Below are 17,310 nucleotides of genomic sequence, written 5' to 3' on the forward strand. Positions count from 1 at the left end.
ATCAGTCTCCTTGCAAGGTCAACAGAACCCGTTAGACGCGCGTGCGACGAAAAAGTTAGTCGGCTGCGGTAGCGTCGACGTTGGCGCCGGTCTTGAGGACGAACGGCGTCGGCTCCAGGCGTTGCGGCAGCTCGTCGGACAGCGCGCGGGCGGCATCGGCAAAGCATTGCACGAGGCTATCCGCCAGCGAAGACGGCGCATGGTGCTCGGCACGCATGGCGCGCACGTCGAACGTCTGCGCGGGCTCCAGCGCGAACAGCGCAATACGATCCATGCTGCCAGTGGCGGCGGTGAACTGATCGAGCATCGTCACGCCCAATGACTCCTCCACCAACGAGCGCGCCAGCGAATACGTCTGCACCTCTAGCGTCGATTGCGGTGCTAGACCACCGCGCGCCAATGTCTGCCCGACCAGCGAGCCGAGCGAGATCTGATCTTCCAGCCCGATGAAGGGCTTCTCAGCGACAAGCTTATGCAGCGCGCGCCCATCCGTCTTGCCACCCACCCAGGCGCGCGGCGCGGCCAGCAGGATGCGGCCCTGCGCGACGGGCGTGGTGCTGATCGCCGGATGCACAGGCGGCGCGAAGGCAAAGCCGACGTCGATGTCCTGCGAGAGCAGGCCCTGCACGATCTCGGCGGTGTGATGCGTGAACACACGCACCAGCGTATCGGGATGCCGCTGTGAGAAGCGCCGCACGGCAGGCGCGAGAATGCTCGGCGCCAGGCTGGGCGTGGCCGCCACGCGCAGGCGCCCGGCCCCCTTGTGCCGCAGGTTGGCCGACACGCGCCGCACGCGCTCGACTTCCTGATATAGGCGCTCGACCTCGGAGAACAGCTCGAACGCCTCGGCGGTGGGCTGCAGGCGGCCCTTGGTGCGATCGAACAAGCGAAAGCCGAGCTGCAGCTCGGTGTGCTGCAGCACGCGCGTCACTACCGGCTGCGACACGTTCAGCATGCGCGCCGCTTCGCTGACTGTGCCGACCAGCATCACCGCGCGAAAGACTTCGATCTGGCGCAAACGCATGGCCGCCGATCCTCACAATCCGAATAGGAAAGCGCCGATTGTGACATCCGGCGCCGGTCTTCGGCTAGGCAGATGCGGATGCGGCCACCGTGGCGGCCGCGCCTTCCGCTTCCAGCGCATCCAGAAACACGCGCACCTTGCGCGGCACCAGCTTGCGCGCAGGCATGAGCGCGTAAACGCGTAGCGCGGTCAGTTCGAAATCGGGCAGCACGCGCACCAGGCGGCCGGCGGCGACTTCCGTATCGCCCACGGAGCGCGCCATGCGGGCCACGCCGAGCCCACGCACGGCGGCGCGGGCACGCATCTCGGCATTCAAGGTCTGCAGGCGCGGCTGGATGGGAATTTCAAGGGGCTCGGCCGTGGGTTCGCCAACAGGCCGGAAGGCCCAGCTTGCATCGTCGGGGCCGGACAGGCACGGCCAGCCCGCCAGATCAGCAGGCGTCTTGAGCGGCGAGCGTTCCGCCAGCAAGGTCGGCGATGCGTACAAACCGCGCGGGATCAGCACCACACGCCGCGCCACCAAGGACGAATCGGGCAGCACCTGATCAACCATCACGAAGACGATGTCGTAGCCGCTGGCCAGCAGGTCCGGCTGCTCCCACGAGATATGCACCTGAATCTGGAGATGCGGATATTTTTCCAGCGTGCGGCACACCGGCTCGGTCAGGTGCTGCGCGCCCACCTCGTACGGTGCGGCGATGCGCAGCGTGCCGGCTACCGTCTCGCTGGCGGCGGTGGTATCGGCGTGCACTTCGCGCAGGCGCTCGAACAGCGGGGCGATGTCGTCGTAGAAGTGCGAGCCAGCCTCGGTCAGGCGCAACTGGCGCGTGGTGCGGGTCATGAGCCGCACACCGAGCGCGGCCTCCAGCCGCGATACGGCGGCGCTGGCGGTCGATTTGGGAATACCCAATGCCTCGGCGGCGGCGGTGAAGCTGCCAGCCTCCACCACGCGGCAGAAGGTTTCCCAGTCGTTCCACTCCATTGTTCGCATGACTGGACAGTGTTCCTAGAGTTGGCCGTTTATCCGGCTGGCGGGCAAGTTTATGCTCGGGCACATGTCGCTGCAAATCCTTCCGCCCGCCTCGCTGCGGGCGTTTCCCCATTTTTCTTCGGCTCGCATCCACGCTTTCGGCCTGGCGGTGGGCCTGGCCACGGGCCTCGATTTCGTCTCTTCCCAGATGATGGCCGTGGCGGGCCAGCATATCCAGGGCGGCGTGCATGCCAGCCCGGATGCGTATCTGTACGCCGTCACCGCCTATGCCGTGGCAGCCGTAGTCGCCAACCTGGCCATCGGCCGCATTGCCGCGCACGTGGGCTACCGGATGTTCGCGCTGGCGGGCATTGTGCTGTTCGGCATCGGTTGCGTGGTCTGCGCCACCTCCAACAATATTGGCGAACTCGTCATCGGCCGGACCATCCAGGGGCTGGGCGCGGGCGGGCTATTCTCGGCCTCGCGCATTCTGGTGCAACTCACCACCGAGCCCGATGAGCGCATCCCGCCCATGATGATGTTCAGCGTGGGGCTGTTCGGGCTGACGACCATCGCGCCGTGGATCTGCGCCGAAGTGCTGGAGTACAGCGAATGGCGCGTGATCTTCTGGCTGGAGCTTGGGCTGGCCGTGGTGGCCTGGGTTGCGATGTTCTTCCTGCCGCCTGAGCACCATCAGCCGCGTACACGCGCCGCACGCCGCCCGCACGAAGCACCGCCGGAAGACAGTCAATGGGATTGGGTGGGCGTGGGCGCCATCGCCATCGGTGCGCTGTCGTTCCTGATGGGCTTGTCGGAACTGCGCTACAACCGGCTGACGGCATCGCCCGTGATTCCGCTGTTGCTGTTGGGTGGTGCCGCTGCGCTGCTGCTGGCCATCCACCGCCTGCGCACACACCCGGACCCGTGGCTCGACCTCTCGCGCCTGAGCGGCCGCCGCTATTTGTGGGGCATCGGCTTTTACGGCGTGTATTACCTGATGAGCGGGTATTGGTCGTACCTGTTTCCGGCCGTGTCGCAAGGTGGACTGGGCTTCACCTTCCGGACGACCACGCTGTTCCTGATGATCAGCGGTGCGGTGTCGACCGTGGCGGCAGTGATCTTCACGGTCTGGCTGCCGTTCTTCTTCCGCAAGCGCCGCTTTATCGCCATCGGCTTTGCCATCTATGCCGCGGCTGCCCTGTTGCTGGCCACGAGTCTGATGCCCGGCGCGCCGGACTACGCGTTCTTTCCCGTGTCGTTTCTGGAAGGCATGACGCCGGTTGCAGTGATGATTCAGGTGGCGATGATGACCTACCTCGATCTCGACCGCGAAGACTTCGCGCACGGCTATCAGATGAAGAACATCGCGCGCCAGTTCGCCACCGCGGTGGGCACGGGGTTGGCCGTGGTGTCGCTGCAGACGCAGCAGGCGGAATCGCGCTCGCTGATCGTCGCCCACGTCACGCGCTTCACTTCGGACCTGCAGGCAGCCAACCCGCTCACGCCGCAACGGCTGGCCAGCCTGTCGGCCGAGATCGACCGCCAGGCCACGCTGCTGGCCGGCACGCAGCTCTTCAGCTGGTTTGCGGTGGCATGTGGGGTGCTGGCGGTGGTGGTGCTGGTGCAGCGGTCGCTGCGCTAAACGTCCGAGTTCGCCGCCAACACTCTGGCAATAAAATCCGCTTTCGCTTGCCGATACGACGCCATCGGCTGCCCTGCACTGCTCGCCTTCAACGCATTGAACGCCGTCACAAGATTGGGATTGCGCAACAGGCAGTCTCGGAATTGCACAAACACATCCAATTCCGAACCCCGCGCGACCAATTGCACGCCCAGGGGTGGATGGTGGCTGTCGTCCTTGAACGCCGAAAACTCCGCGCTGCGGAATGATCCGGGATTGCGTGCATAGCCTGTCGCCAGCAGCGCATCAACGCGGGCAACGTCTTCACGATTCACACGCACGCAAACATCCAGGTCGCCTTTGGTCAGACAACCTGGAATGGCCGTTGAACCGATGTGAACGATGTCAGCGGAAGGCGGCAACCGACAGGCCCAGGCTGCAACGAACGCCGCAAACGCTGCGTCTGCCTGCGGTGCCACTTCATCGTGTGCTCGCAGCACAAGCGTATCGACCGCCATGCCCTACGACTTCTGCACCGCGTACTTCCCCGCCCCCGTCACAGCCAGCAAAAACAGCCCGCCCATGATGCTGAGGTTCTTGTAGAACTGCACCATGTTGGCGGTCTGCATGGCGCCTTCCACGTTCCAGAAGGTGTGGGCAATCAGCGCGGTGCCCAGCACGAACAGCGCCATCAGCAAGGCCAGCGGTCGCACCCAGAAACCGATCAGCAGCGCGATCCCCACACCGAACTCCATGACGACCGCGACGGCGGCGGCGAGCATCGGCATCGGTGCGCCCACCGTCCCCATGTACCCGACGGTGCCCTGGAAACCGGTCAGCTTGCCCCAGCCGGAAATCAGGAACAGCAGCATCATCAGCACGCGACCGAGCAGGATCAGCTCGTCGCGCCAACGTTCGACGAATGCGTTCATGGCAGTCTCCATAGCCATTGGTGATGCTTGAAGCTTAGGCGCTGGACTTGCTAAGTGTGGTTTCGAGCGCATCGAGTACCGCCTGAATCACTCCATGCCGCACATGCTCTTTCCGTTCGATCATGCCGACGGTGCGCACAGGCGTTTGCGGCGGCATGGGCAGCACGCGCAGAGCGGGGTCGCTCTCCCAGCTTGCGCGGCGCAGGCGCGGCACCAGTGTCACGCCCACCTGCTGGCGCACCAATTCGACAATCGCCTCGATCGAGTTGACCTCGATGAATTCGTTGACGGCCATGTGCGTCTTGCGCAGGGCGCGGTCGATGAGTGCGCCGGTGCGTACCGCGCGGTCGAAGCGCAGGAACGGATGCGTGCGCAGGACCTCTTCTGCGCGGCCGCGCGTGTGGCGACCCGCCACGACAACCAGCGGTTCGGTATAGAGCGGGTGCCAGGCCAGGTTGGCGGGCAGACGCTCCAGATGTTCGACCACCAGCGCACCATCCAACTCCCCCGCTTCCACCTGCTCGGCAAGTTCGCCGGACTTGCCCGTGATCAGCTTGACGTCGAGCCCCTTGTGCGCCTGCTTGAGCCCCGCCACGGCGTGCGCCAGCGAGCCCATCACCGACACCACGGCGCCAATCGCGACAGCGCCGGCCAATTCAGTCTGGGGTTCATCGCCGATGCGCATGGCGTCGTACAGGCCCAGCAGGTGCTCGGCCTGGGGCAGCAGCGCGCGGCCATGCGCGTTGAGCGTGACCGTACGCCCGGAACGATCGAACAAGTCGCGGCGTAATTCGGCTTCCAGCGCGCGCATCTGCAGGCTGACGGCCGCCTGCGTGAGCGCCACGCGCTCTGCAGCAGCGGCAAACGAGCCGTGGCGTGCCACGGCAACGAAGGTGCGGAGAAAGCGAACGGTGCTCACAAGGTACTCACCAGCAGGCGTAGACGATTCTCAAGTTTTTCTTAAGCAATATCCAACGAATTTTAGCTTTATTAAATTCCGTGCACCGCAAATAATCATCCGATCCACTCAGCCCACCTCCCCTCCCAAGCCATGTCCCACCGCTTCGATTGGCAGAACCCCTACCCCACCGTGCGCATTCCGCTGTTTGCGCGCAATGTTGTCTCCACCTCGCACCCGCTGGCGGCGCAGGCCGGATTGCGCATGTTGCTCGCGGGCGGCAGCGCGGTAGATGCGGCCATTGCGGCGGCAGCCATGCTGACTGTGGTGGAGCCCGTTTCGTGCGGCCTGGGCAGCGATGCCTTCGCCATCCTGTGGGACGGCAAAGAGCTGCACGGCCTGAATGCCTCCGGCACGGCACCGCAGGCGTGGAACCTGGATTACTTCCGCAACAAGTACGGCGAAGACGCAAACGGCACGCCCAAGCGCCCGACGCGCGGCTGGGATGCGGTGACGGTGCCCGGCGCCATCTCGGCCTGGGCCGCGTTGCACGCGCGCTTTGGCAAGCTGCCGTTTGCCGATGTGCTGGAACCCGCAGCGGAGATTGCCGAACGCGGTTACACCGTCTCGCCCATCGTCGCGCACAAGTGGGCGGCCGCCATTCCTGATCTGCAGAACCAGCCGGGTTACGCACAGGCATTCATGCCGCACGGCCGCGCGCCGGAAGTGGGCGAGAAGTTCCAGCTGACGGATGCCGCCGCCACACTGCGCCGCATCGGCCAGACCAATGGCCGCGATTTCTATGAAGGCGAACTCGCCGAGCGCATTGCCGCCTACGCGCGCGAATGCGGCGGCGCCATGACCGCGCAAGACCTGCGCAACTATCAGCCCGAGTGGGTCAAGCCAATCACCAAGCGCTACCGTGGCTACGACCTGCACGAGATCCCGCCCAATGGCCAGGGCATCGCCGCGCTCATCGCGCTGGGCATTCTCGACCGCTTCGACCTGAGCGCGCTGCCGGTCGACTCCGCCGATTCGCAGCACCTGCAGATCGAGGCGATGAAGCTGGCGTTTGCTGATCTCTACAAGTACGTGGCCGATCCGCGCTCGATGGAAGTCACGCCCGAGCAGATGCTCGACGATGCGTACCTCGATGCACGCGCCAAGCTGATCGACATGGGCCGTGCACAGGTGCCGACCTTCGGCATGCCGCGCGCCGGTGGCACGGTGTACCTGACGGCTGCAGACGAGAACGGCATGATGGTCTCGTTCATCCAGTCCAACTACATGGGTTTCGGCTCGGGCGTGGTGGTGCCGGGCACGGGCATCAGTCTGCAGAACCGCGGCTTCGGTTTCTCGATGGATGCGCGCTCGGCCAACGTGGTGGAAGGCGGCAAGCGCCCGTTCCACACGATCATCCCGGCGTTCCTCACGAAGGACGGCAAGCCGCAGATGAGCTTTGGCGTGATGGGTGGCGACATGCAGCCGCAAGGCCATCTGCAGACGCTGGTGCGCATGCTCGACTACAAGCAGCAGCCGCAGGCCGCGTGCGACGCGCCGCGCTGGAAGGTCAACCGTGATTTCACGCTCGACGTGGAGGCCACCATGAACGCCACCACCGTCGCCGCACTGGAGGCGCGCGGACACAAGCTCAAATCGGTGGCCGATCCGTATATGGATTTCGGCTCGGGCCAGTTCATCTGGCGCCTGTCGGACGATGCTGACCACGGTTACGTGGCCGCCAGCGACAGTCGCCGCGATGGCCACGCCGTGGGCTTCTAAGCCAGCGAACACAAGCGCGTTGACCCGTGGACCGGGCGGGCAACGCGCTGCAGTTCCATAACAACGATCCCGGCCGGCACCAAAGGAACCCTCATCATGACCGCCCCTTCTGCGGCAGGCGCTGCTGCACCCGCTCGCCCTGAAAAAACCGATGCCGCCCACGCGTGGCGCATCATCATCTCGTCGTCGATCGGCAATGCGCTGGAGTGGTACGACTTTCTCGTCTACGGGTTCTTTGCGTCCATCATCGGCAAGCTGTTCTTTCCGGCGGATGACGAGTGGGTATCGCTGCTGTTTGCAGTGGGCAGCTTTGGCGTGTCGTTCATCACGCGGCCGGTGGGTGCGATCGTGCTCGGCATGTATGCGGACAGGAAGGGGCGCAAGGCCGCACTGACGCTGTCGATCCTGTTGATGATCGTCGGCACGCTGGCGATTGCAGTGATGCCGAGCTATCAGCAGATCGGCATCGTCGCGCCGATCACCATCCTGCTTGCGCGCCTGGTGCAGGGCTTTGCGGTGGGCGGCGAGTTCGGTAGCGCGACGGCGTTCATGGTGGAGCACAGCAAACACGGGCGCGGCTACTACGCGAGCTGGCAGTTTGCGAGCCAGGGCATTGCGACCATCCTTGCTGCGGGGCTGGGCGCGCTGTTGACGGCATCGCTCACGCCGGCTGATCTGGAGGGCTGGGGCTGGCGCCTGCCGTTCATCTTCGGCCTGCTGGTCGGCCCGGTCGGTTTTTACATCCGCCGGCATCTGGACGAAACGCCTGAGTTCGTTGCCGAGCAAAAGAAGACGACGGTCGATCCGCAGGCCTCGTTCAAGGCGCAGTGGACCAACCTGCTGCTGGCGGTGGGCGTGGTGGCACAGTCCACCGTGTCGGTGTACGTGTTGCAGCTCTACATGCCGACGTATGCCGTCAAGCAACTGCATCTGCCGGCCGCGCAGTCGTTCGCGGTGGTGGTGCTCAACGGTGGGCTGCAGTTCCTGCTGTCGCCGGTCATGGGCGCGTTGTCCGATCGCATCGGCCGCATCCGCATCATGCTCACCACGTCGGTGCTGATGATCGTGTTGATCTATCCGATGTTTGCGCTGCTGCGCGCGTATCCGACCATCGGCGCGTTGCTGGCACTGCAAGCCGTATCGGGCATTTTCAAGGCGGCGTATTCGGGGCCGATGCCGGCGTTGATGTCGGAGATCTTCCCTACGCGCGTGCGCTCGACGGGGCTGTCGCTCGGCTACAGCCTGGGCGTGACGCTGTTCGGCGGGTTCGCACCGTTCATCGTCACGTGGCTGATTCACACGACGGGCGATACGCTGGCGCCGAGCTACTACGTGCTGACGGCGGCCGTGGTGAGCGGCATCTCGCTGACGATCATCGCGTTGCGCCATCGCAGGGCTGGACGCGCTTCCTGAGCGTTTACTCTTTCTTTACACCGCCCCACTGCCCTTTTTCACGCTTTTTGCGAGCGAACCGATACGGTGTCACCATGTTCAACGACTTGGCGATGCCAGCCACCGCCTTCGCATCATGGGCCGATCCATGCTTCTGTCTTCGCTCGTTCCGCAGCTGCTGCCGCCCTCGCCGGCAGCGGCCTCTCGTGTGGATTCTCGCGTGGTTGCCACGCCGGCACGCCAGTATGTGAGCCTGCGCGTAACGGTGCCAAGCGATGAACCCCACGCGGTTCGCCGTCAGTTGCATGCATTGCTGGGCGACGCGCTCGGTCTGTACATCGTCCAGCACGACGCGCGCCGTCACACCATCAGCGTGGATCTGGAACTCGTGCATGCCGATGTGGATGCTGTCATCGGCGCCCTGCTGCGCGGCCTGCCGCGCGCCACGCTCGGCCGCGTTACCCCGCTCAAGCGCGGGCATGCCCACCTGCTGCACTGAGGCACGCCATGTTTTCGGGCATCTGGATTCCGCTGGTCACCCCCTTTCACGACGATAAAGTCGACACGACTGCGCTACGCCGGCTGGTGCGTCACTACCAGGGCGCGGGCGTCGCAGGCTTTGTCGCGCTGGGCACCACAGGCGAAGCCGCACTGCTCTCGCAGATCGAGCGCTACACCGTGCTGGAGACGATCGCAGAGGCATGCGACGGCCGCACACCCTACCTGATCGGCGTGGGCGCGGCCGACACGCGCGAGGTCTGCGCACAGATCCGCCACTACGAGCGCTGGAACAGCGCGGGCTATCTCGTGCCACCGCCCTACTACGTGTGCCCATCGCAGGCGGGCTTGCGCTGGCACTACACGCAGGTGGCGGCCAGCACGTCGCGCGCGGTGGTGCTCTACAACGTGCCCAAGCGCACGGGCGTGGCTATCGCCCCGCATACCGCGCTGGTGCTGGCCGAGCAGGCCAACATCGTCGCCATCAAGGAATGCGTGGCCGACAACTTTGGCGCGCTGCAAGGCGGGCCGCTCGATGTGCTGAGCGGGGATGACAGCGCGCTGCTCGACTGCCTCGCGCACGGCGGTGCAGGCGGCATTCTTGCCGGAGCGCATATCCGCCCGGAGTTGTTCGTGGCTTTGGTGGAGCACTACCGCGCTGGCCGTGTCGACGAGGCCAGGCGTCTGGCCCAAGCACTCGCGCCGCTGGCTGCGCTGCTGTTTGCGGAGCCCAACCCGGCGCCGGTCAAGGCGCTGCTGGCCGAACTCGGACACATCGGCGAGCAGACACGCGCACCGATCCTGCCGGTCACGGAATCGTTACGCCGCCGCCTGGTGGCAGCCTTGCAAGCACTGGAGACCGTCGAGGCCGACCGCGCATTGCGGCTGGCCTGATGTCTGCGTTCAAGCCGCGGCTTACGCGCCCTTGTACCAGTGCGCATTCCACGCACTGGCCGCCCTGCGGTACGTGACGTCGTGTCGGGTGCCGCGATGGTGGCGGCGCGGCGTGCTCGCGACGGGGCCGTCGCTGTCAACGTCGTTGGCAGATTCCGTCGCTGCGACGGTATGCGTGGTGGCGGGCGGAACCTGCGAGTAGACACGCTGCTCCATGCGGTCACGCGCTGCCTCGACCGGATCGGGCTGCGCGGCCTGCGGCGTTGCAGCGCTGGCCGGGGTCACCGCCATCGCTACGCTCGTTGCGTCACTGGCCTGCACGGCGGCGGGCGTATGCCCCGCCAGGCTGTGCACCCACGGTGCGTGCGCCATCCCCACGTAGATCGCCCCCGTCACTGCAATGAACGCAGCCGCCACGTTGGTGAATGCGCCGTTGACGATGGCACTCGAAGCACGCGACCACCAGGGCTTGTGCTCGACCTGTGCCTGCAGCACGTCGGCCACCTCCGTCGGGTCGACATAGGTGGCAGCCGGTTGCGGGGTATCGATGGGTTCGGGTGGCTGGGTGGTAACGGAAGCGGGCAAGCGCATGGCGAGAACTCAAGATCCTGGGTCAGCAACATCGCGCGTTGCCGATCGTTATTCGGGAATGGCCGCATGACACGCACGTGACAGCGTGAAGCGGCGCAGCAGCCTCGTTGCGGCGATCAGCCGTCAGTAGCAAATTCCTTGCCGGACGTTGTGCATTGCGACAAACACCCGCCAACCCTTGTCGGTGCTCGCCGTTGCCCCAGAAACAGACGATTTGGCCATCCGACGGAGTGCCCGTGCGCATGCAAGGCAGGTAGACTTTGCAAAGTTTACCGGGTGTGACACCCGAGTCTGCACATCAAGGAAATCCAGGGAGAACGACGTGCGTTGGGATGACATGCGCGAAAGCAACAACGTTGAGGATGAACGCGCATCCTCGGGCGGTGGATTTGGCGGTGGCGGCATGCGGCTGGGCATCGGCGGCATCGCCATCGTGGCGGTGGTCGGCCTGCTGATGGGCAAGAACCCGCTGGAAATCCTGGGCATGGTGATGCAGGTGTCGCAAAACGCGCCCACCACGCAGAGCACGCAGCACACACCCGCGCGGCCCACCGGCGAGACCGACAACGACCGCAGCAAGCAATTGGTCTCGCACGTGCTGGGCGATACCGAAGACACCTGGACGCAACTGTTCAAGCAGGCCGGCCGCGCATATCAGCCGCCCAAGCTGGTGCTGTTCCGCCAGGGCATCCGCTCGGGTTGCGGCGACGCCACCTCGGCTGTCGGCCCGTTCTACTGCCCGGCCGATACCAAGGTCTACCTGGATCTCGGCTTCTTCGATGAACTGCGCCGCAAGTTTGGCGCGCCGGGTGATTTTGCAGCCGCCTACGTTGTCGCGCACGAGGTGGGCCACCACGTGCAGAACCTGCTGGGCGTGTCCGACAAGGTCAGCCGTGCGCAGGCAGGCAAGTCGCAGGCCGTGGCCAATGCGCTGTCGGTCAAGCTGGAGTTGCAAGCCGACTGCCTGGCCGGCGTGTGGGGGCATTTCGCGCAGAAACGTGGCCTGCTGGAACGTGGTGATCTGGAGCAGGCACTCACCGCCGCCCACGCCATCGGCGATGACACCCTGCAACGCAACGCCGGCCGCAGCGTCACGCCCGATGCCTTCACGCACGGCACGTCGGAGCAGCGCATGCACTGGTTCCGCCAGGGCTTTGATGGTGGCGATATCCGCCAGTGCGATACGTTCAAGGCCGGGGCGGATGCCTGATCGGCGCGCATGAAAAAAGGGCGTGCCCGCAACAGGCACGCCCACGATCTGTACAACTGCCGACTTACACGTGTTGTACAGAGACTGATCGAAGCGCCACACCGTTCTGGTGCGGCGCCCGCTTCTCCCCCGCTTTAGTTGTACGTATAGATCGTGCTCTTGGCGCTGTTGTCCAGCATGCGGTAGCTGAAGTTCAGCGAACGTGAGGTGCTGGTCGTCAGGGCCGGGACTTGCTGTCCACTCGGCAGAGTGATGACCGCCGACGTAGCGCCCTTGGGCACCGCCGTCTGCGCGCTGTACGTGCCGGCAGGGTCGATGACGACCGCCACGCCGCCGACTTGCTGGGCTGAAACGTTCTGCACCCAATCCACCGTCAACGACGTCAGCGGACCGCTCAGACTGCTGTTGGTTGGATCCAGCGCCGCCAGCGACTGGCTCCCGGGCGTATTCCACGGCAGATTGACGCCCTGCGTTGCCGCGACGAGGTCCGTCAGAAGCGTCTTCTTGATACTCAGGTCCGGGCTTGCCGCGTTCGTGTTCGAGCCGTAGAACAGCGCGATCGTGTACTTCACCCCTTTGGTGACCGCCGTTTGGTCGAGGTTGTCTCCCGACTGAGCCCAGGTGAGGCCAGTGGGATTGGGTTTCACCAACTGAGACGCCGCTGAACCGCTGATCCCGGTGGTCTTGGAGAGCCAGAAGTTCGGGCAGTTGTATGTCGGCGTTAAGGTCTTACCCGTATTCCCGCACTGGTAGGAGGTCGGAATCGTCCCTGTCTTGTTGGCGAGATCCATGTACACCTGGCCGGTCACCACGGGCGGGACGAACACCAACCCCGCCTGCGGAAGCCCCGGCCCTGTCACGATCGCATAGGTCAGATTGCCTGTGCCGCTGATGACGGTGCCGGGTCCGCCAGCATTGATCAGGAACTGGACACCATTGCGGAAGTGGCTGAAGTTTCCGGAACTTGGGTTGAACTGCTCGACGCGTCGGATTACGGTCTTGACCGTGATATCGACCGACTGCTGGTTACCCACCAGCCACCAGTTCGACGCATGCGCGCTCGATGCCCCCGCCGCGATGAAGCGCGCCATGGTGATGAGGTTGCCCGGGTTGCCGTTGGCATCCAGGTACTTGATGTTGACGATCGCCTCATCCTGCCCGGATGAACTCGATGCCGCCGGATAGAACGCCATGATCTCGGGCACGCTGAATTGCGCGCCGGTCATGCTGTCGCTGGTCAGCAGGCTGTAGAGCCACTGCCCGCCCTTGTAGCCGTTGTGCAGGAAGGCGATGCCGCCCGCGTTGCCCTTGTCCGACATGATGTTCTGGCAGGCCGAGCCGAGCGTGGTGACGGTAGCGCCCCCCTGCGTGGCCGGCACGGTGGTGTCCGTCGCGGCTGCGCGCTGCGCGGTGGGTTGCGCAAAGCACGTCGTCAGCGCGCTGGCCATCGCTTGCACGCCCTGCGTGAGCGTCGACACGTTGGCCGCCGGTGCGGGAAGCGGCGAGCCGCCGCTGGTGGCCGTGGCCAGGGGCACCGGCGTGGGGTTGTCCACGGTGGACAACTGCAGCTGGCCGCTGGTCGGATCCTTCGACACCTTGACGATATCGAGTACCTGGTCGGCGGTATTGCCGCTGGAAGATGCCGTGGCGGCAGAGATGCTGGTACCGAACGGGTCATAGTTGGCCGGCGCGCCAATGGCGCTGAGCACGGATGCCAGCTGCGCGACCACGTTGGCCGTCACCGTCTTGAGCGCCGTAGCATCCACCGCCTTGGAGCTGACCACGGTGAGCGGATTGCCGTCCGGTGAGAGCTGCGCAACGATGGCGGTCGTCAGCGGCGTGGCGTTGAGCGTGAGCGGCGAGCCCGCGGGCGGCGTGACGGTGGTCACGCTCACCAGCGGTGCTGTGTTGCCCGTCGGGTCGGTCACCACCACGAAGAACGGTGCCGCCTCGCCCGCCTTCAACGTGCAGGTGTACGCGCCCAGCGCGGTGGTGGTGATCGCCGTTTCCACGCAAGGCGAATTGCCGGCGCTGTCCGTCACGGCCACGTTGGCGTTGGGTAGCGCGCTGCCGGTGGCGGCCGTACCGGTCAACGACGCCGAGGCAGGTGTTGTGGTGCCACCGCCGGAGCTGGCCGAACTGCTGTCCGATCCACCGCAGCCAGCGACCAGGAGCGCCACTGCCAATGCTGCCGCCGTCAAGGCAACAGCGCCCGTATGCCGGCCGCGGCCGGTGCTGTTCGTTTGCATGAAACCCCCGTAGTTGGTTCTACCGATTTCCCGTGGATTGAACCGGGTGCGCTCTGACGGCGCATGCCGGATGCCGCAATGGCTGTCCTTGCCACTGCGACACGCCGGTCATCGTAGAGACACCAGCCGGGCAGCGCATCCCCAAATTTGGGGATGATGCAAACCGACAACGGGGGGGATTCCGCGCCTGGAGATCAGCGCCCGCCGGAGCAATCCAGCAGCGCACCGGTCACGTACGACGCCGCATCCGAGAGCAGCCAGACGATGGTCTCAGCCACTTCTTCCGGCTTGCCCGGGCGGCCAATGGGGGTGGTGGAGCCCAACCGCTGTGCGCGGTCCGGCTGTCCGCCCGAGGCGTGGATGTCGGTCTCGATCAGGCCGGGGCGCACCGCGTTCACGCGCACGCCGTCGCGCGCCAGCTCGCGCGCCAGGCCCAGCGTCATGGTGTCGACCGCCCCCTTGGACGCCGCATAGTCCACATACTCATGCGGCGAGCCCAACCGCGATGCCGCGGACGACACATTCACCACAGCACCGCCCACGCCACCGCGCGACGTCGACAACCGCCGCGCCGCCTCGCGCGCGACCAGGAAGGCGCCCAGCACATTGGTCTCGAACATCGTGCGCAGGCGGTGCGTGGTCATGTCGGCCACGTCCTGCGCCTCGGCCACGATGCCGGCGTTGTTGACCACACCGTGCAGCGGCCCGAAGCGCCCGGCGGCGGCCTCGAACAAGGCAATCACATCCTCATCGCTCGACACATCACCCTGCACCGCCAGCGCGTGGCCGCCGGCCTGTTCGATCAGGCCGACCGTCTCCTCGGCAGCAGCGCGGTTGCCGCGATACTGCAACGCAACAGACCAGCCGCGTTGCGCGCACAGCACTGCCGTGGCGCGACCGATACCCCGGCCCCCGCCGGTGATGACGATGGTCTTGGACATGCCTATCTCCCGATGTGTTGTTGTGAGGTCTGCTCGCATCTGAACCGGATGCGAACAGACCTCCTGCATTGTGCCGGTATGCCGACTTTTCGGCACCGAGGGACTTGTCCGAATCCGGCGAACGCATGCGACCCGACAGGGCTAGACTAGGCTCCAAACTCCCCGGCCACCACCATGCACCTCGACCACGACGCCTGTTACCACGCCGTGCAATCGCGCGACCGGCGCTTTGACGGCTGGTTCTTCGTGGGTGTGACGTCCACCGGCGTATATTGCCGGCCGATCTGCGCAGTCCGGACACCGCAGCAGAAGAACTGCCGCTTCTTCATCACGGCCGCCGCCGCCGAGCGCGCGGGCTTCCGCCCCTGCCTGCGCTGCCGGCCAGAACTGGCGCCAGGGCACAGCCTGGGCGAGATGTCGTCCAACCTCGCCCGCGCGGCCGCCCGCATGATCGACGAGGGCTTTTTGCAGGAGCACGACCTCACGGCATTGGCGGCTGCCGTGGGCGTGACGGACCGCCACCTGCGCCGCATCTTCCGCGCGGAGTTCGATGTCTCGCCCATTGAATACGCGCAAACGCAGCGCCTGCTGCTCGCCAAGCGACTGCTGACGGATACGGCCCTGCCCGTCGGCGACGTGGCCTTTGCCGCAGGCTTTGGCAGTGTGCGGCGTCTGAACAGCGGGTTCGCCGAGCACTATGGCTTTGCCCCCACGCGCCTGCGCACCCGCACCGCCGTTGCAGCGGCCCCCGATGATGGCCCCACGCTCATGCTCGGCTACCGCCCGCCGTTTGCATGGCATGCGCTGCTTGATTTCCTGCGCGCCCGCGCCGTGGACGGCGTGGAGGTGGTCGATGCCGACAGCTACGCGCGCACGATCACCGTCGACTACGCCGGTGCACAGCACACGGGCTGGCTGCATGCGCGCAACGTGCCGCAACGCCATGCCATCGCACTCACGCTATCGGCCAGCCTGCTGCACGCCATGCCGCCCGTGCTGGCCCGCGCACGGCGCTTGTTCGACCTGGATTGCCGGCCGGACGTCGTGGACGCGCATCTTGGCGCACTGGCGAACGACACGCCGGGCCTGCGCGTGCCCGGCGCCGTAGACGGTTTCGAGATTGCTGTGCGCGCCATCACCGGCCAGGTGATTTTGCTTGCGCAGGCACGGCGCATCCTGGCCCGTATGACGGCTGCGCATGGCAACGCGTTGGCGCAACCGCATGACGGGCGACCCGGCCTCTCGATGACGTTTCCCTCCGCTGCCACGCTGGCACAAGTCGACCCGCGCACGCTGTCTGCCGACACCGGCCTGCAGGCCAGCCGCGCCGTTGCGGTGGTTGAACTTGCCCGCGCCATCGATGGCGGCCAGCTACGATTGGAGCCCCTGGTACCGCTCGCCCCCACGCTGGCCACACTGCAAGCGTTGCCCGGCATTGGTGAATGGACCGCGCAATACGTCGCCATGCGCGCGCTCGGCTGGCCCAACGCGTTTCCGCTGGGCGACTACGTGCTGCGCAAGCGCCTGGCCAACGGCGATGGCGCCCTGCCCACACGCCGCGCCATGATCGCGCGCGCCGAACCGTGGGCGCCGTGGCGCGCTTACGCCGCCATGCATCTCTGGCACCGCGACGACGCGTTCCACCCCGAACCCGCCGACGCGCCGGTTGCCTTTGCGAGCTGACCACCATGTATCGCCACACCTTCCCCTGCCCTCTCGGCGATCTGCTGCTGACCGCCACCGGCACACATCTGACCGGCGCGTTCTTCACCGGCCAGAAGACGATTCCCGTGAATGCAGCACGCATGCCATCGGGCGCTGACCTGCCGATCATCCGTGAAGCGCAAGCGCAGTTCGAGGCGTACTTTGCCGGCAAGCTGCGCCTCTTCGATCTGCCGATGGCACCGGCGGGTACCCCGTTCCAGCAGGATGTCTGGCGCCTGCTGTGCGAGATCGACTTCGGCCAGTGCAGCACCTATGGCCAGATCACCGCGCACCTGGGGCTCACGCGCGAGCGCGCACGTGCCGTGGGCACCGCGGTGGGGCGCAACCCGATCTCGATCGCCATTCCCTGTCACCGCGTGGTAGGTGCCGACGGCGCCCTCACGGGGTATGCCGGTGGCCTGCCCCGCAAGGCCGCGCTGCTGCGGCTCGAGGGCCATCCCGCACAGGTGGGTGAACGGCTGCCGATGCCTGATGACAACCGCCAAGGCACGCTGGATCTGGCATCAGCATGAAACGTTCGAAGCGTGGACAATGGCGTCCGCAACGGTCCCCCTCCCGGTTTCACACCCAACAACGATAACGA

16 protein-coding genes are annotated in these 17,310 nt (G+C 65.8%); 8 read left to right on the top strand and 8 right to left on the bottom strand.

Annotation, left to right across the window (positions count from 1 at the left end; genetic code table 11):
* Positions 1-55 precede the first annotated feature (55 nt).
* Positions 56-1,024 (bottom strand): LysR family transcriptional regulator, encoded by a 969-nt coding sequence (locus tag F7R11_RS14840; RefSeq protein ID WP_064804733.1) that lies wholly within the window; start codon positions 1,022-1,024, stop codon positions 56-58.
* 64 nt (positions 1,025-1,088) lie between these two features.
* Entirely contained in the window at positions 1,089-2,006 is a 918-nt protein-coding gene (locus F7R11_RS14845; RefSeq protein ID WP_064804734.1) for a LysR family transcriptional regulator, read from the bottom strand.
* A gap of 73 nt (positions 2,007-2,079) precedes the next feature.
* Between F7R11_RS14845 and F7R11_RS14850 the strand changes: the two genes are divergently transcribed.
* Positions 2,080-3,636, top strand: a complete 1,557-nt coding sequence (locus tag F7R11_RS14850) for an MFS transporter (RefSeq protein WP_064806411.1) — start codon at positions 2,080-2,082, stop codon at positions 3,634-3,636.
* Here the strand turns inward: F7R11_RS14850 and F7R11_RS14855 are convergent.
* The 3 genes from F7R11_RS14855 to F7R11_RS14865 are packed head-to-tail and all read right to left on the bottom strand — an operon-like array spanning position 3,633 to position 5,466.
* Positions 3,633-4,133, bottom strand: coding sequence for a GrpB family protein (locus tag F7R11_RS14855; protein WP_064804735.1), 501 nt, complete (start codon positions 4,131-4,133; stop codon positions 3,633-3,635). The two genes, F7R11_RS14850 and F7R11_RS14855, sit on opposite strands and share 4 nt — an antisense overlap.
* Positions 4,134-4,136: 3 nt before the next feature.
* A complete protein-coding gene (locus tag F7R11_RS14860) occupies positions 4,137-4,547 on the bottom strand; it encodes a DoxX family protein (RefSeq protein ID WP_021195788.1) in 411 nt (136 codons plus the stop codon).
* 34 nt (positions 4,548-4,581) lie between these two features.
* Complete coding sequence (locus tag F7R11_RS14865) at positions 4,582-5,466, bottom strand: LysR family transcriptional regulator (protein WP_064804739.1); 885 nt, start codon at positions 5,464-5,466, stop codon at positions 4,582-4,584.
* Between the two features lie 132 nt (positions 5,467-5,598).
* On the opposite strand from F7R11_RS14865, the gene ggt reads away from it, so the two are divergent.
* The 4 genes from ggt (at position 5,599) to dapA (ending at position 10,011) form a co-directional block, all read left to right on the top strand.
* Entirely contained in the window at positions 5,599-7,227 is a 1,629-nt protein-coding gene (ggt, locus tag F7R11_RS14870) for a gamma-glutamyltransferase (RefSeq protein ID WP_064804741.1), read from the top strand.
* 96 nt (positions 7,228-7,323) lie between these two features.
* A complete protein-coding gene (locus F7R11_RS14875) occupies positions 7,324-8,640 on the top strand; it encodes an MFS transporter (protein WP_064804743.1) in 1,317 nt (438 codons plus the stop codon).
* Between the two features lie 127 nt (positions 8,641-8,767).
* A complete protein-coding gene (locus tag F7R11_RS14880; RefSeq protein WP_064804745.1) occupies positions 8,768-9,118 on the top strand; it encodes a hypothetical protein in 351 nt (116 codons plus the stop codon).
* Positions 9,119-9,126: 8 nt separating this feature from the next.
* Entirely contained in the window at positions 9,127-10,011 is an 885-nt protein-coding gene (dapA, locus tag F7R11_RS14885; RefSeq protein ID WP_064804747.1) for a 4-hydroxy-tetrahydrodipicolinate synthase, read from the top strand.
* A gap of 21 nt (positions 10,012-10,032) precedes the next feature.
* Here the strand turns inward: dapA and F7R11_RS14890 are convergent, their stop codons facing one another.
* Positions 10,033-10,602: a hypothetical protein gene (locus F7R11_RS14890; RefSeq protein ID WP_064804748.1), complete on the bottom strand. Its 570-nt coding sequence runs from the start codon at positions 10,600-10,602 to the stop codon at positions 10,033-10,035.
* 322 nt (positions 10,603-10,924) lie between these two features.
* Between F7R11_RS14890 and ypfJ the strand changes: the two genes are divergently transcribed.
* Complete coding sequence (gene ypfJ, locus F7R11_RS14895; protein WP_064804750.1) at positions 10,925-11,812, top strand: KPN_02809 family neutral zinc metallopeptidase; 888 nt, start codon at positions 10,925-10,927, stop codon at positions 11,810-11,812.
* A 134-nt stretch (positions 11,813-11,946) separates the two neighbouring features.
* On the opposite strand, the gene F7R11_RS14900 is transcribed toward ypfJ, so the two are convergent.
* Entirely contained in the window at positions 11,947-14,061 is a 2,115-nt protein-coding gene (locus tag F7R11_RS14900) for a hypothetical protein (protein WP_064804752.1), read from the bottom strand.
* A 194-nt stretch (positions 14,062-14,255) separates the two neighbouring features.
* Positions 14,256-15,002, bottom strand: a complete 747-nt coding sequence (locus tag F7R11_RS14905) for an SDR family oxidoreductase (protein ID WP_021195798.1) — start codon at positions 15,000-15,002, stop codon at positions 14,256-14,258.
* Positions 15,003-15,176: 174 nt separating this feature from the next.
* On the opposite strand from F7R11_RS14905, the gene F7R11_RS14910 reads away from it, so the two are divergent.
* A complete protein-coding gene (locus F7R11_RS14910) occupies positions 15,177-16,685 on the top strand; it encodes a DNA-3-methyladenine glycosylase 2 family protein (RefSeq protein ID WP_064804757.1) in 1,509 nt (502 codons plus the stop codon).
* Positions 16,686-16,690: 5 nt separating this feature from the next.
* Entirely contained in the window at positions 16,691-17,239 is a 549-nt protein-coding gene (locus F7R11_RS14915) for a methylated-DNA--[protein]-cysteine S-methyltransferase (protein WP_064804759.1), read from the top strand.
* The last annotated feature ends 71 nt before the right edge of the window (positions 17,240-17,310 follow it).

The sequence above is a fragment of the Ralstonia insidiosa genome, from assembly GCF_008801405.1.
Taxonomy (GTDB): domain Bacteria; phylum Pseudomonadota; class Gammaproteobacteria; order Burkholderiales; family Burkholderiaceae; genus Ralstonia; species Ralstonia insidiosa.

What these genes read in the sequence shown, in the direction of transcription:
- F7R11_RS14840 (WP_064804733.1), bottom strand. Translation starts at nt 1,024, where the DNA reads ATGCGTTTGCGCCAGATCGAAGTCTTTCGCGCGGTGATGCTGGTCGGC.
- F7R11_RS14845 (WP_064804734.1), bottom strand. Translation starts at nt 2,006, where the DNA reads ATGGAGTGGAACGACTGGGAAACCTTCTGCCGCGTGGTGGAGGCTGGC.
- F7R11_RS14850 (WP_064806411.1), top strand. Translation starts at nt 2,080, where the DNA reads ATGTCGCTGCAAATCCTTCCGCCCGCCTCGCTGCGGGCGTTTCCCCAT.
- F7R11_RS14855 (WP_064804735.1), bottom strand. Translation starts at nt 4,133, where the DNA reads ATGGCGGTCGATACGCTTGTGCTGCGAGCACACGATGAAGTGGCACCG.
- F7R11_RS14860 (WP_021195788.1), bottom strand. Translation starts at nt 4,547, where the DNA reads ATGAACGCATTCGTCGAACGTTGGCGCGACGAGCTGATCCTGCTCGGT.
- ggt (WP_064804741.1), top strand. Translation starts at nt 5,599, where the DNA reads ATGTCCCACCGCTTCGATTGGCAGAACCCCTACCCCACCGTGCGCATT.
- F7R11_RS14875 (WP_064804743.1), top strand. Translation starts at nt 7,324, where the DNA reads ATGACCGCCCCTTCTGCGGCAGGCGCTGCTGCACCCGCTCGCCCTGAA.
- F7R11_RS14880 (WP_064804745.1), top strand. Translation starts at nt 8,768, where the DNA reads ATGCTTCTGTCTTCGCTCGTTCCGCAGCTGCTGCCGCCCTCGCCGGCA.
- dapA (WP_064804747.1), top strand. Translation starts at nt 9,127, where the DNA reads ATGTTTTCGGGCATCTGGATTCCGCTGGTCACCCCCTTTCACGACGAT.
- F7R11_RS14890 (WP_064804748.1), bottom strand. Translation starts at nt 10,602, where the DNA reads ATGCGCTTGCCCGCTTCCGTTACCACCCAGCCACCCGAACCCATCGAT.
- F7R11_RS14900 (WP_064804752.1), bottom strand. Translation starts at nt 14,061, where the DNA reads ATGCAAACGAACAGCACCGGCCGCGGCCGGCATACGGGCGCTGTTGCC.
- F7R11_RS14905 (WP_021195798.1), bottom strand. Translation starts at nt 15,002, where the DNA reads ATGTCCAAGACCATCGTCATCACCGGCGGGGGCCGGGGTATCGGTCGC.
- F7R11_RS14910 (WP_064804757.1), top strand. Translation starts at nt 15,177, where the DNA reads ATGCACCTCGACCACGACGCCTGTTACCACGCCGTGCAATCGCGCGAC.
- F7R11_RS14915 (WP_064804759.1), top strand. Translation starts at nt 16,691, where the DNA reads ATGTATCGCCACACCTTCCCCTGCCCTCTCGGCGATCTGCTGCTGACC.